At 57.7% G+C, this 14395-nt stretch carries 7 protein-coding genes and 1 pseudogene; 6 read left to right on the plus strand and 2 right to left on the minus strand.

Going from position 1 to position 14395, the window contains the following annotated elements; genetic code table 11:
- Positions 1-7 precede the first annotated feature (7 nt).
- Both tkt and gap read left to right on the plus strand, forming a co-directional pair.
- Positions 8-2002, plus strand: a complete 1995-nt coding sequence (gene tkt, locus KGFNPO_RS02820; RefSeq protein ID WP_472633003.1) for a transketolase — start codon at positions 8-10, stop codon at positions 2000-2002.
- 77 nt (positions 2003-2079) lie between these two features.
- Complete coding sequence (gap, locus tag KGFNPO_RS02825; RefSeq protein WP_472633004.1) at positions 2080-3096, plus strand: type I glyceraldehyde-3-phosphate dehydrogenase; 1017 nt, start codon at positions 2080-2082, stop codon at positions 3094-3096.
- A 245-nt stretch (positions 3097-3341) separates the two neighbouring features.
- Here gap and KGFNPO_RS02830 read toward each other — a convergent pair whose 3' ends face one another.
- On the minus strand, positions 3342-3830 hold the full coding sequence (locus KGFNPO_RS02830; protein WP_472633005.1) for a DUF6998 domain-containing protein: 489 nt from the start codon (positions 3828-3830) through the stop codon (positions 3342-3344).
- A 551-nt stretch (positions 3831-4381) separates the two neighbouring features.
- On the opposite strand from KGFNPO_RS02830, the gene KGFNPO_RS02835 reads away from it, so the two are divergent.
- A complete protein-coding gene (locus tag KGFNPO_RS02835) occupies positions 4382-4645 on the plus strand; it encodes a helix-turn-helix domain-containing protein (RefSeq protein WP_472633006.1) in 264 nt (87 codons plus the stop codon).
- Between the two features lie 3 nt (positions 4646-4648).
- A pseudogene (locus KGFNPO_RS02840) lies at positions 4649-5978 on the plus strand (type II toxin-antitoxin system HipA family toxin).
- 159 nt (positions 5979-6137) lie between these two features.
- On the opposite strand, the gene glnE reads toward KGFNPO_RS02840, so the two are convergent.
- Positions 6138-8897, minus strand: a complete 2760-nt coding sequence (glnE, locus tag KGFNPO_RS02845) for a bifunctional [glutamate--ammonia ligase]-adenylyl-L-tyrosine phosphorylase/[glutamate--ammonia-ligase] adenylyltransferase (RefSeq protein ID WP_472633007.1) — start codon at positions 8895-8897, stop codon at positions 6138-6140.
- A 182-nt stretch (positions 8898-9079) separates the two neighbouring features.
- On the opposite strand from glnE, the gene KGFNPO_RS02850 reads away from it, so the two are divergent.
- Both KGFNPO_RS02850 and KGFNPO_RS02855 read left to right on the plus strand, forming a co-directional pair.
- Positions 9080-13306: a YhdP family protein gene (locus tag KGFNPO_RS02850; RefSeq protein ID WP_472633008.1), complete on the plus strand. Its 4227-nt coding sequence runs from the start codon at positions 9080-9082 to the stop codon at positions 13304-13306.
- A gap of 22 nt (positions 13307-13328) precedes the next feature.
- Positions 13329-14159 (plus strand): carbon-nitrogen hydrolase family protein, encoded by an 831-nt coding sequence (locus KGFNPO_RS02855; RefSeq protein ID WP_472633009.1) that lies wholly within the window; start codon positions 13329-13331, stop codon positions 14157-14159.
- Positions 14160-14395: the final 236 nt, after the last annotated feature.

The raw sequence follows: 14395 nt of genomic DNA on the forward strand, positions 1-14395 counted from the left end.
GACCAACATGATTTCCACGCTCCCAACTACCAAGATGGCCAACGCGATCCGCGCGCTGGCAATGGATGCTGTACAAAAGGCCAACTCCGGGCATCCCGGCATGCCGATGGGAATGGCCGATATCGCCGTCGCCTTGTGGGCCGGACATTACCGCCACAATCCGGCCAACCCGCACTGGATCAACCGTGACCGTTTCGTGTTGTCGAACGGCCATGGTTCGTTGCTGCACTATGCGTTGCTGCACCTGACCGGCTACGATTTGTCGATTGAAGATCTCAAAAATTTCCGTCAGATGCACTCGAAGACACCGGGCCATCCGGAAGTGCATGTGACTCCGGGGATTGAGACCACCACCGGCCCGCTCGGCCAGGGTTTGGCCAACGTAGTCGGGATGGCGCTGGCAGAAAGATTGCTGGCGGCCGAATTCAATCAGCCCGGCTTTGCCGTGGTCGATCATCACTCCTACGTATTCCTGGGCGACGGCTGCCTGATGGAAGGCATTTCGCACGAAGTCTGTTCGCTGGCCGGCACCTTGCGCCTGAACAAGATCATTGCGCTGTATGACGACAACGGCATCTCGATCGACGGCAAGGTCGAAGGCTGGTTCCTGGACGACACCCCGAAACGCTTCGAAGCCTACGGCTGGAACGTGATTCCTGCAGTGGACGGACACGATGTTGCGGCCGTCGATGCCGCGATTGCGCAAGCCAGGCTGTCCGACAAACCGACGCTGATCTGCTGCAAGAGCGTGATCGGCAAGGGCTCGCCGAACATGGAAGGCACCCACAATGTGCATGGCGCTCCCTTGGGCGACAAGGAAATCGCCGCGGTGCGCGAAACCCTGGATTGGCCGCATACGCCGTTTGAAGTGCCTGCCGATGTCTACGCCGCCTGGGATGCGAAAGCGCAAGGTGCTCGCCTTGAAGCGGAATGGGATGCCTTGTTCAACGCCTACAGCGAGCGTTACCCGCAGCAAGCGGGCGAACTGCTGCGCCGCATGAAAGGCGAATTGCCGGGCAATTTCAACGATGTGGTCAAGTCCTACCTTGCCAGTTGCGTCGCAAAGAAAGAAACCATCGCCAGCCGCAAGGCCAGCCAGAATACGATTCAAGCTCTGGCGCCGACTTTGCCCGAGTTCCTCGGCGGCTCCGCCGATCTGACCGGCTCCAACCTGACCAACTGGAAAGAATGCGTCGCGGTGCGCGCCGACCAGCCCGGCAACCACATCAATTACGGCGTGCGCGAATTCGGCATGAGCGCGATCATGACCGGCATCGCGCTGCATGGCGGCTACATCCCGTTCGGCGCCACTTTCCTGACCTTCTCCGACTACAGCCGCAATGCGCTGCGGATGGCGGCACTGATGAAAATCCGTTCGATTTTCGTGTTCACGCATGACTCGATCGGCCTCGGCGAAGATGGTCCGACCCATCAATCGGTCGAGCACGTTTCCAGCTTGCGTTTGATCCCGAACCTGGATAACTGGCGTCCCTGCGACACGGTCGAATCCGCCGTGGCCTGGTCGCATGCGATCACCCGTCGCCACGGCCCGTCGACGCTGATTTTCTCGCGTCAGAACTTGCAATATCAGGAACGCACGCCGGAACAAATTACCCATATTTACCGTGGCGGCTACGTGCTGAAAGACGCGGCGGATGCCAAGGCGATCCTGATCGCGACCGGCTCCGAGGTCGAACTGGCGATGCAAGCGGCGCAACAACTGGCCAAGCAAGGCGTGCCGGTACGCGTGGTTTCGATGCCGTGCACCGACGCGTTCGATCGCCAGGAATCGGCTTACAAAGCCAGTGTCCTGACCCGAGGCTTGCCGCGGGTCGCGATTGAAGCTGGCGTGACCGACTTCTGGTACAAATATGTCGGTCTTGAAGGTGCGGTGATCGGTATCGACACCTTCGGTGAGTCCGCTCCGGCGGGTGTATTGTTCAAACATTTTGGTTTCACGGTCGACAATGTCGTGGCCAATGTGAAATTGGTTATCGCTTAACTATATTGTTTAACTAATATTGCTTAATTAACCTCGTTTAATTAACATCGATTACTTAACTACGTTCTGGAGATGGTATGACTATTCGCGTTGCAATCAATGGCTATGGCCGCATCGGCCGCAACATCCTTCGCGCCCACTATGAAGGCGGCAAGTTCAAGGAAGACATCAAGATCGTTGCCATCAACGACCTCGGCAATGCCGAATCGAACGCCCACCTGACCCGCTACGACACCGCCCACGGCAAGTTCCCGGGCACCGTCACGGTCGAAGGCGACACCATGATCGTCAACGGCGACCCGATCAAGGTCTTCGCCGAGCGCAATCCGGCCAACATTCCTTGGGGCGAGCTGAATGTCGACGTCGTACTGGAATGCACCGGCTTCTTCGCCACCAAAGAGAAAGCTTCGGCCCATCTGGCCGGCGGCGCGAAAAAAGTCATCATTTCCGCACCGGGCGGCAAGGACGTGGACGCGACCATCGTGTACGGCGTCAACCACGGCGTGCTGAAATCGACCGACACCGTGATTTCCAACGCATCCTGCACCACCAACTGCCTGGCCCCGCTGGTCCAGCCTTTGCACGAGAAAATCGGCCTGGAAACCGGCCTGATGACCACCATCCACTCGTACACCAACGATCAGGTATTGACCGACGTGATGCACGAAGACCTGCGCCGCGCCCGTTCCGCCACCCAGTCGATGATCCCGACCAAGACTGGCGCTGCCGCTGCGGTTGGCCTGGTATTGCCGGAACTGAATGGCAAGCTGGACGGTTATTCGATTCGCGTGCCAACCATCAACGTCTCAATCGTCGATCTGTCGTTCATCGCCGCCCGCGACACCAGCGTCGAAGAAGTCAACGCGATCATGAAAGACGCGTCGGAAAACGGTCCGTTGAAAGGCATCCTGCAATACAACACCGCACCGCTGGTATCGGTTGATTTCAACCACAACCCGGCATCCAGCACGTTCGACGCGACGCTGACCAAAGTATCCGGCCGTCTGGTCAAGGTATCGTCCTGGTACGACAACGAGTGGGGTTTCTCCAACCGCATGTTGGATACTACGATGGCGCTGATGTCTGCCAAGTAATTATTGTAGTTGTTCAGCAAGTTGAAACGCCCCGCGTGCGGGGCGTTTTGCTGTGTGGAGCGATTGTTAATTAATGAAAATAGGTGGGGTATGTTAAAAAATAGTGCTTCTTTCGCATATATTTAATAATTTTTTAAAAATACATTGCTATGTATCTTTAATTGATAGGTTGGGTTGAGCGAAGCAAAGCCCAACATTCGGTAGCGAAATCTGTGGGTGCCAAATGTTGGGCTTTGCAGCCCAACCTACGCGCTGATTTGCACAATTCTTCCGAACTTGCCGTAGCCAGGAAGGCTATGGGTTTGAACTCGCCACGGTTCAAGATCTTTGAAGCGATAAATCGGCTTGTTTTCTTTACCGACGCGAACGAGCTTCTGAATATCTTCTGTTGGAACGTCATATAGATCGCGAACAGTGAGCGTGTCAGTGAGCAGAACGACAACTAGGCGGTCAAAAAACTCAGGCTTGGTTGTTAGATAGTTCCACTGGTTTTTGGGGTCAAACGTCTGGGTCTTCACCTGCAATCTTGCGCCCGTTGAGCGTTCAAGCACATCCCATCCCTTTTGGGCTTGGCTCAGAGGTAGATCGCCTTCATAGAGCGTCGCGACGTACCATTCTCCAATGTCTCCGACAAAGCGTGTCGAACGAATGACTCCTGATGCCCGAAGTACAAGAATCGCTTCGGATAGTGCACATATTGCTTGCTCTGGAGTGATGATATTGATAAGTGTCACCTGCGACCTCTAAAGTGATTTAATTTAATTTTGCAAATATATCCGACTAAATTCACATAGGCAATTTGTTCCAAAGTCCTTGTGGTATTGGGTATTTCTGATAAGGCTGCCGGCTTTGCCACCTAACCGGGGTGGCCCGGCGGCCACTCACTTTCTTTGCTTCGCCAAAGAAAGTAAGCAAAGAAAGAAAGGCGACCGCAAGACGCAGCCCTTCGGGTTCCCGCCGTCAGCCGGGATAAAACGGGAAACGAAAAGAACTCGCTGCGCTCAGACATTTTTCGTTTCTGATCCGTTTTATCCCGGCTGACGGCGGCTGCGTCCCAAGCGGAAGGGCACACCACGGGTGCGGCAGATTTGAGAATTGCCAGTTAAAAATGTTGGGCTTTGCAGCCCAACTTTTTCTGCCAGTCATCATGCATCTTGGCCGGCAATCCCGAACGCCGCTTCCGACGCATTTACGTTTCCATTATTATCGCCCTTGGGCGATAATGTATAAATATCGCTCAGGTACGATATATTTACATTATCGTCTTTGAGCGATATTATTAGCTATGGACTATCCAATTCAAACTTCATCCCAACTCTCTGAACACCTGAAATCGTTGCGTAAGGAACAAGGCCTTACGCAGACGCAATTGGGGCAACTCCTGGGCATCGGGCAAGCGCGCGTAGCCGACATTGAAAAGAATCCGGGTCTGGTGCGGGTTGACCAACTGCTGCAAATATTGCACGCTCTGGATGCCAGGCTCGCTTTAAAGGTGCGCGCCACGGCACCAAAGCCGGACTCGTCCATTCCTTCAAAAGCGGGATGGTGATGTATGGCAATACGTGAGTTGGCCGTTTGGATGAACGGCGAGCATGTAGGCAACTGGTCCTGGTCGCGCACCGACACCCACACTTTTCGATATGACGACGCATGGCTGAGCTCGCCCAACGTGCGCGTTCTTTCTCTTTCTCTGCCCATCCCTGCCGGTAAAAAGGAACTCCGCGGCCCGAAAGTCAAAAGCTTTTTTGACAACCTGCTGCCGGACAGCGACAGAATTCGTCAGCGCATTCGCACCCGCTACCAACTCGGCTCGACTGGGACGCAAGAACTATTAAGCGCTATCGGCCGGGACTGCATCGGGGCCGTGCAGCTACTGCCGCCCGGCACCTTGCCGGAAGGGTTTGACCGGGTGGAAGGAACGCCGCTCAGCGAAGCGGATGTCGAACGCCTTCTCGGCAGCGTCACCAGTGACGCTGTGCTTGGCCAGGATGCAGAAAACTTCGAGGATTTCCGGATCTCGATTGCCGGTGCCCAGGAGAAAACAGCGCTGCTGAAGCTCCGACGGGCAGTGGCACCGTCCGCATGGCGCTACGCCGACCACCCATATCTTGAAGCTGCCGCTCGGACTAGTCGGAAACATGCGGGTCGACATGTCCAACTCGGTGGAGAACGAGTGGCTGTGCTCCCGCATCATGCATGCATTCGGCTTTGAGGTTGCGAACACTGAAATGGCAAGCTTCGGGAAACAAAAAACGCTGGTGGTCGAAAGGTTCGACCGCCGCTGGGTTGGCAACAATACGTGGATTGCCCGCCTGCCGCAGGAAGACTTCTGTCAGGCGACAGGAACACCCGCTCAGAATAAATACGAAAGCCAGGGTGGTCCCGGTATGCGCAAGTGTCTGGAACTCCTTGCTGCCAGCGAAGATGCGGTCAAATATAAACGCACATTTGTGCTCACCCAGCTCGCTTTCTGGTTGCTGGCTGCGACCGATGGCCATGCCAAGAATTTCTCCGTGTTTCTGCTCCCCGGTGATGGCTACGCCATGACGCCGCTCTACGACATTCTGTCGGCCTGGCCTGTCATCGGGAAAAGTCCAAATCTGCTGCAGTTGCAAAAAGTAAAGCTCGCGATGGCGGTGCGCACGAATAATGCGCACTACAAGCTGGTTGATATCCATGCCCGACATTGACACGCGTTGGCCGAACAAAGCGGTGTAGTAGAAGCGTTTGATACGATGCAGGAAATGGTGCAGAACGTCGGCCAGGCTTTGGCCAAGGTTGAGATTGAACTGCCTGCAAACTTTCCGGAGCAAGTCTGGGCCAGCATCCGAGATGGCATACTCGCCCAGAAAAAACGTTTTCTGGAAGGATTGGTCGCTTAACAGGTGTTTAATGGGCGGGCGCGGTGGAGCGTTAATTCATGGGGTATGCCAATAAACATGCAATTTACCGCATATATCTAAAGCGCTGTTAAAAAATACTGCGGGTAGCTTATTCTGATTGCAGCGAAGACCAGCAATCGCTGCCATTCAACATTCCCCTCAACTTGCAATCCCGAACACCGCTTCCCATAACCGTTTCACGTCATCGACTCTGGCGGCCACTTCCTCCAACTCTACCCGTGCGCGGTCGCTGCCTTGCAGGCGGATGTTGTGCTGCATTTTGCGGAAATCGCGGTAGGCGCTGGCGACGGCTTCGGCTCGCGGCACGTCTAGCAGGCCGAGCGCGCCGCACAATTTGAGCAGCGCGATGTTGCCGATGTTGGCGGTCAGTTGCGGATATTGGCCGGCGTGGCGCAGCACCAGGTATTGGACGATGAATTCGATGTCGATCATGCCGCCGGCGTCATGCTTGAGGTCGAACATTTCGCTGCGGTTGGGATGGGCGCTGTGCAGCTTGTGGCGCATTTGCAGGATGTCGTCCTTGAGCGCGGCTTCGTCCTTGGGTTGGCGCAGCACCTGGTCGCGGATCGCTTCAAAGCGGGCGCCGATGGCGGCGTCGCCGGAACAGAAACGGGCGCGGGTCAGCGCCTGATGTTCCCACAGCCAGGCCGATTCGCTCTGGTAGCGGCCGAACGAGGCAACCGACGACACCAGCAAACCGCTGCCGCCGTCGGGGCGCAGCGCGATGTCGATGTCGAACAGGATGCCGGACGAGGTGTGGGACGTCATCCAGGTGATGAAGCGCTGCGCCAGCTTGGCGTATAGGGCGGGCGCATCCTGATCTTCGTCGTCGTACAGGAAGATTACGTCGAGGTCGGAGGCGTAGCCGAGTTCCTTGCCGCCCAATTTGCCGTAAGCGATGACGGCGAATTTCGGAGTCTCGATGTGACGTTTCGGGATGGTTTTCCAGACTGCGCGGATGGTGGCGGTGACGATGATGTCGGCCAGTTGCGACAGATGATCGGCCAGATGTTCCATGCTGAGCGCACCTTCCAGGTCCAGCACCAGCAGCCGGAATAGTTGCGCATGGTGCATGTCGCGCAGGATATTCATTTGCAGTTCGGTATCGGGCTCGCCGTTGAGGGTGGCGGCGTCGAGCTGTTGTTGCAGTTCGACGCTGAAACTGGCCCATACCGGCGCCATATGCACCATGTTTTCATCCAGCAGTTCGTCCAGCAGGATCGGGTGGCGGGTCAGATATTTTGCCGCCCAGTCGCTGGCTTGCATCATGCGAATTACGCGCTGCAATGCCGGCGGGTATTCGGTCAATAGCGACAGATAGGCGGAACGGCGGGCGATTGTTTCCAGCAGGTCGAGCAAACGGCTCAAGGTGGCTAACTGGGCTTTTTTTGTCTGCGCAATCAGTGGCAGCGCGGCATTGATCAGGGCCAGGAATTTCTTGCGGCTGTCCAGCGGCAACGATTGCAGGCGCGAAGATTTGCCGGTTTCGAGCAAGCGCTGGGCCGCTGCCGGAGCCTCGCCAAAGCCGATTGCAGCCAACTGGGTTTGGATGGCTTCCGCTTTTTCGGCGTCCGGCAGGTTGGCAAACATTTGCAGGTCGATGGGCGCACAACCGGCTGGCGCGCCGCTTGCGTTCTGGGTCTCGTCTTTTTCGCTGAAAATCGCATCGAACTGGGCCGCGACGATCTGGCGTTGCGCGTCCAGCGCTTGCAACAGCGCGGGCACGCCGGCGATGCCCATCATGTTGGCAACAATAAGCTGGTCGGCCGCGTTGGCAGGCAGGATGTGGGTCTGGGCGTCTTCGATGTATTGCAGCCGGTGTTCCAGATTGCGCAGGAAAATATTTGCGGCCAGCAATTGATCAACGCATTGCTGGCTCAGGATGCCTTTTTCGGCCAGCGTTTTCAGTACGCCGCGGGTCGAGCGGTCGCGCAGTGCGGGGTCGCGCCCGCCCCGGATTAGCTGGAACACTTGCGCGATAAATTCGATTTCGCGGATGCCGCCGCGCCCCAGTTTGACGTTGTTGCTGCGCTCCGGGTGGCGGGTTTCCTGGCGGATGACTTCGGCCCGGATCTGGCTGTGCATGTTGCGGATCGCATCGATCGCGCCGAAATCCAGATAGCGCCGATATACAAACGGCCGGATGATGCTTTCCAACAATGTGATATCGGCTGCGCGCCCGGTCAGCGCGCGCGCCTTGACCCAGGCGTAGCGCTCCCATTCGCGGCCCTGGACGATGAAATATTCTTCCACCATATTGAAGCTGGCGGCCAGCGGGCCGGATGCGCCATTCGGGCGCAGCGCCATGTCGACCCGGAAGGTGAAGCCGTCTTCCTCGATTTCCGAGATTGCATGAATCAGTTTTTTGCCCAGCCGGATAAAAAACTCGTGATTCGAGAGCGGCCGCTGTTGCGGCGTGGTGGTGCGGGTTTCGCCATCTTCCGCATACACGAAGATGAGGTCGATGTCGGACGAAACGTTGAGTTCAGCGCCGCCCAGTTTGCCCATCCCGAGCACGATCAATTCCTGCTCGGCAGCGGAATCTTCGCCTACCGGGCTGCCGTGCAGCGCGACCATTTCAGCCATCAATGCCGCCAGATGGGTTTGCACCGCGAATTCGGCAAATTCGCTGATCGTCCGCACAACTTCGTCCATGTCGGCGGCGCCATTCAAGTCGCGCTCGATCAGGGTGGCGATGATCAGGTTGCGCAGGCGGCGCATCGCGCGCGGCAGCGGCATGCCGGCCGATGTTTCATTTTGTAATATGCGCACAAAGCTGCTTCGGCTTAAGGGGAATTCGGCGATACTGGCGACCAAACTCGGGCGCTGCGGTTCGGCACTCTGCCAGCGCGCATAGAATCGGGACGCTGCGGCACTTCTTAATAATGATGTGGTCATAGAGTCTTGAAGTAATTTAAGGAACGCAAAACAAATACGCACATTATTTCGCGCACGGTTCTAAGTTGTTCGCAGTCATCATCAGGCACCTGATGATCCTTATCGAAGCGTGGCAAGCGGCCGTTTTTGGCTATCATGCAAGTCTGCGCATTTTACGCCGAGTCTTTTTTGTATAACCGTTAATGACCACAGATCAATCATCCTCCGCTGGCCCTCGTAATCGCTGGTCCCGGCACTGGTGGGCCGCGCGTCTGGCCTATGCCAAGTTCAATGCGCTGTCGCACCATACATTGCGCTGGCTGATACGGCTGCTGGTGCTGGCGTACTTTGTTTTTTGCGGCCTGTTTCTGAGCTTGCGCTATGCGGTCTTGCCGAATATCGACAATTACAAGGGCGATATCGAACGCATGGTCAGCCAGGTGGTTGGCCGGCCGGTCACGATTGCCCGGGTGTACGCATCCTGGCATGGCTTGCAGCCGTATCTGTCGCTCAATGACGTGGTCGTTCTCGATAAGGATGGCCGGCAAGCGCTGTCGCTGCCGAGCATTTCCGCCACCTTTTCCTGGTGGTCGGTCGCGGCTGGCGAGGTGCGTCTGGCCTTGCTGGAAATCAATCGCCCCGATCTGGATATCCGGCGCGCCGCCGACGGCAGCCTGTTTGTCGGCGGGATTTTTATCGATACCAGCAAAAGCGCCGATAAACGGGGCGCCAACTGGTTGCTGGCGCAGACCGAGATCGTGGTGCACGAAGGGCGCTTGCGCTGGAATGATCAGCAGCGCGGCGCGCCGGAATTGATTCTGGCGAGCCTGAATTTCAGATTGCGCAATCATGCGCGGCGTCACCAGTTCGGGCTCCAGGCCGCGCCGCCTGTGGCGCTGGCAGCGCCGATCGATGTGCGCGCCGATTTCGTTCATCCGCATTTTTCCCGCAATATTTCGGATCTGATGCGCTGGAAGGGCGTGGTATTCGCCCATGTGCCCAATACCGATCTGGCCGCCTGGCGCACCTATGCCGATACCCCGATCGAGATCCTGCAGGGCGCCGGTTCGGTGCGCGCCTGGCTTAATTTCAATCAGGCCAGAATCGCCGACTTCACCGCCGATCTGACGCTGTCGGACCTATCGGTCCGGCTGCGCAAGGATTTGCAGCCGCTGAATCTGGCGCAGCTTAACGGTCGTATTTTTGCGCGGGAAGAATTCGATGCTGCTGCGGTGAGTACGTCGGCGCCGACGCTGCCGCTATCAGGTGTGCGCGCCCACACATTTTCAGTTTCCAATTTTTCACTGACGACCAAGGAGGGTTTGCACCTGCCGCCGACCACCATCAGCGAATCGTATGCGCCAGGCAAAAATGGCAAGCCGGACAATACCAGCGTCAAGGCGCAACGTTTGGATTTGCAGACTTTGGCTAATTTTGCCGGGCGTTTGCCGCTGACGCCAGCGCAACTGCAGATGCTGGCGGATTTTGCGCCGCGCGGTGAACTGCGGGATTTTTCCGCCGAATGGCAGGGCGCTTATCCTGAAATCGCCACGTATGCGGTCAAAGGGCAATTCGTCGGTTTGTCGCTGCAAGCCCAGTCGGCGCGGCCGGCGCGAGCAAAAAGCGCGACTGCTCCGGCGCAGGCCGCGGTGCCGGCGATTCCGGGCTTTGAAAACCTGACCGGCGGGCTCAATGCCAACGACAAGGGCGGCAGTTTTTCGCTCGACTCGAACCGGCTCCAGCTGGCCTTGCCGGGTTATTTCACTGAACCCATGATGTCGATCGATCAGTTGAAGATGCAGGCCGGCTGGACCTTTCAGGGCCAGGATCAGTTGCTGTTCCGGATCGATAAAATGCATCTGGTGCAGGATGGCATGGTGGTCGCTTTGTCGGGCCAGCATCTGGTGCCGCTGGTGCATCAGCCCGGCAAGCCGCTGGGCGAGATTGATATCAGCGGCCAGCTTTCCGGCTTCGATGTGAAGAAAATCGGCCAGTATCTGCCGCTGCAAACGCCAGCGCATTTGCGCACCTGGCTGGTCGGCGCGCTGCAGGGCGGCCATGCCGATGCGGTCACGATCCGGCTCAAGGGCGATCTGGCGAAAATGCCGTTTCGGGTCGATAAGGCTGGCGGCAAGGCGGCAAATCAGCCGGAGGGAATCTTCAGGATTGCCGGCAAGATCGTTGACGGCCGGCTGAATTTCGTTCCTGGATTTTTTGGCAAGGATGGCAAAGCGCCGGAGTGGCCGGAACTCGAACAGATTCAGGGCAATTTCGTGTTCGAGAATGCCCGCATGGAAATTCGCAGCGATTCGGCCAAAACGCATGGCGCTGCGTTGTCCGGCGTGAAGGTAGTGATTCCTGATTTGCTGTCGAACGACAGCATGCTGGAAGTCGATGGCAACGCGGCCGGCTTGCTGCAGAACTATTTCAGCTATGTCAATAACAGCCCGGTCGCCGGCTGGATCGATGATTTCACCGCCGAGTCAAAAGGCGACGGCACCGCCAAGCTGGCGCTGAAGCTGCGATTGCCGCTGGAGCGGCTGCTGGAATCGAAAGTCAACGGCACGCTGCAACTGAACAACAATGCGGTGTCGCTGCAGCAAGCGATACCAAAGCTGTCAGCCGCGCAAGGCAAGCTTGAATTCAATGAAAAAGGCTTCAACCTGAACGGCGTGAGCGCCAACCTGCTGGGCGGGCCGGCAGTCGCCTCCGGCGGCACCCAGGCCGATGGCAACATTCGCATCAAGGTCGATGGCAGCGTTTACGCACTCGGCCTGCGCACATCGTATCCGACGCCGGCGATCCAGGGTCTGACCCAGCGCATCGCCGGCAGCACCCGCTACAGCAGCGTCATCACGGTCAAGAACCGTCAACTGGAGTTGCTGATCGACTCCGGCCTGCAAGGGCTGGCGCTGAATTTCCCCGCGCCTTTGCAAAAGGCGGCAAACGCAACTTTGCCGCTCAAGCTGCAACTGAGCGCGCTGCCTTCGGATGACCCGTTGCTGCTGCGCGACCAGATCCAGATATCCCTGGGAACCACCATAGCCGCGCATTACGTGCGTCAGAAGACGCTGGAACAACAAGCGCCGTGGCACGTATTGCGCGGCGGCATCGGCGTCAATGCGCCGCCGCCGCTGCCCGATAGCGGGCTGGCTGCAAACGTCGAATTGCAGTCGTTGAATCTGGATGAATGGCAGCGGGTGAGCAGCGAGATTGCCGCTGCAAGTAACGCTGACAAGGCCGGTGGCGATGCTGCGCCAGCCCAACCGCGCGGCGCGCAGGATATCAGCCAATACCTGGAACCCGACACCATGGCGGCGCGCGCCAAAACCTTGTTCGTGATGGGCAAACGGCTCGATAACGTGGTGGTCGGCGCCTCGCATCAGAAAGAAACCTGGCAAGCCAATATCGATGCCAGCCAGGCTTCCGGTTACGTGACCTGGGATTCGACCGCCGGCGCCATGGGCCGGGTGACGGCGCGGCTGGCGACGCTGACTATCCCGCAGTCGGATGCTTCGGATGTCGGCAATCTGCTTGAAGGCAAAAATACGCCGACGCAAATCCCGAGCCTGAATATCGTGGCCGAGAATTTCGAACTGTTCAACAAGAAGCTGGGGCGGCTGGAAGTGGTGGCCAACAACCTGGTGGCCAACAATCCGAAAACGCCGGGCCTGCGCGAATGGCGCATCAACCGGCTGGCCATTGCCAATGACGATGTCAGCATGAATGCCGCCGGCAAATGGGTCACCAGGGACGGCCAGAGCAAGACCGAGCTGACTTACGCGCTGGATGTGGAGAATGCCGGCAAGCTGCTGCGGCGGTTCGGCTTCAACGATGTCTTGCGCGGCGGCAAAGGCAAACTGGACGGCAATATCAATTGGGATGGTTTGCCTTTTTCGCTGGACATCCCCAGCCTGAGCGGTCAGATTCATCTGGATATGGCTGCCGGCCAATTCCTCAAGGTCGAGCCGGGCGTGGCAAAATTGCTGGGTGTGTTGAGCCTGCAATCGCTGCCGCGCCGGCTGACGCTGGACTTTCGCGATATCTTTTCTGAAGGATTTGCCTTTGACGGCGTGACCGCCACCGCCACTATCCAGCGCGGCGTGGCGAGAACCGATAACTTCAAGATGCGCAGCGTGAGTGCGGCGGTATTGATCGACGGCAGCGCCGATATCGCCAAAGAGACGCAAAACCTGCATGTCGCGGTGATTCCGGAAATCAATGCGGGAGCCGCATCGGTGGTGTACGCGCTGGCGGTCAATCCGGTCATCGGCCTGGGGACTTTCCTGGCGCAATTATTCCTGCGCGAACCGTTGGCGCGGGCATTTACCTACGAGTATCAGATCAGCGGCCCGTGGCAAGAGCCGGTGGTCACCAAAATCGATAACAAAGCCAGGGCTGACACCGGCTCCGGCGTTTCTAACAAATAAAGTATCAGCAAGAGGCACGCAGATGACACCAGACAACGCATTAATTCGCATCGCGGCGCTGCAAATGATTTCGACGCCGCACCCGGCAGAAAATATCGCCACCGCGCGCCGCCTGGTTGCCGAGGCCGCGCAGCAGGGCGCGCAACTGGTGTTGCTGCCCGAATATTGGCCGATCATGGGGATGGAGGAATCCGACAAGCTGGCGCATGCCGAAGCGGCCGGCAGCGGACCGCTGCAGGCCGCGATGGCGCAGATGGCGCGCCAGCACGGCGTCTGGCTGATCGGCGGCACTTTGCCGATGGCAGCGCCCGAGTCCGGCAAGGTGATGAATACGACGCTGGTGTTCGATCCGCAAGGCAGTTGCATTTGCCATTACGACAAAATCCATCTGTTCGGTTTTACCAAAGGCGACGAAACCTATGACGAGTCGCGCACCATCGTGCCGGGCGCTGAAATCGCCACTTTCGCCGCGCCCTTCGGTCGGGTCGGATTGTCAGTGTGCTACGACTTGCGCTTTCCGGAACTGTATCGGGCGATGGGTGAATGCGCGCTGATCGTGGTGCCGGCTGCTTTTACCTACACCACCGGTCGCGCCCACTGGGAAATCCTGCTGCGCGCCCGTGCCATCGAAAATCAGTGTTATGTGCTGGCCGCAGCGCAGGGCGGCGTGCATCCGAACGGCCGCCGCACCTGGGGCCACAGCATGTTGATCGATCCGTGGGGCGAAATCAAGGCAGTGCTGGCCGAAGGGGAGGGCGTGGTGGTGGGCGAATTCGATCCGCAGCTGCTGGCCCGCGTACGTGAAAACCTGCCGGCTCTGCGCCACCGCAAACTCGTCAAGCCTGTCTTGTAAACTTGGACGTAAATATATACATATAACTGTATTTTTAGTTACCGCATATAATATATGCGGTAACTATGGTGTTTTTAAGCATACTCCACATATTTTTAATTATTGTAGATAAATTCCAGACCGGCCATCGACGCTGGTGAATGGCCGATCCGCACCACGCCTGCCCGGTGCTGCCAGATGCTCTACAATCGTCCATCTCCGAATTAACTCACGAACCAACATACTGCGCGCCAAGC

This window comes from Gelidimonas diazotrophica, from assembly GCF_055694025.1.

Excerpts from the sequence above, each read along its gene's own strand:
- KGFNPO_RS02835 (WP_472633006.1), top strand. The coding sequence starts at position 4,382 with ATGGACTATCCAATTCAAACTTCATCCCAACTCTCTGAACACCTGAAA.
- gap (WP_472633004.1), top strand. The coding sequence starts at position 2,080 with ATGACTATTCGCGTTGCAATCAATGGCTATGGCCGCATCGGCCGCAAC.
- KGFNPO_RS02855 (WP_472633009.1), top strand. The coding sequence starts at position 13,329 with ATGACACCAGACAACGCATTAATTCGCATCGCGGCGCTGCAAATGATT.
- KGFNPO_RS02850 (WP_472633008.1), top strand. The coding sequence starts at position 9,080 with ATGACCACAGATCAATCATCCTCCGCTGGCCCTCGTAATCGCTGGTCC.
- tkt (WP_472633003.1), top strand. The coding sequence starts at position 8 with ATGATTTCCACGCTCCCAACTACCAAGATGGCCAACGCGATCCGCGCG.
- glnE (WP_472633007.1), bottom strand. The coding sequence starts at position 8,897 with ATGACCACATCATTATTAAGAAGTGCCGCAGCGTCCCGATTCTATGCG.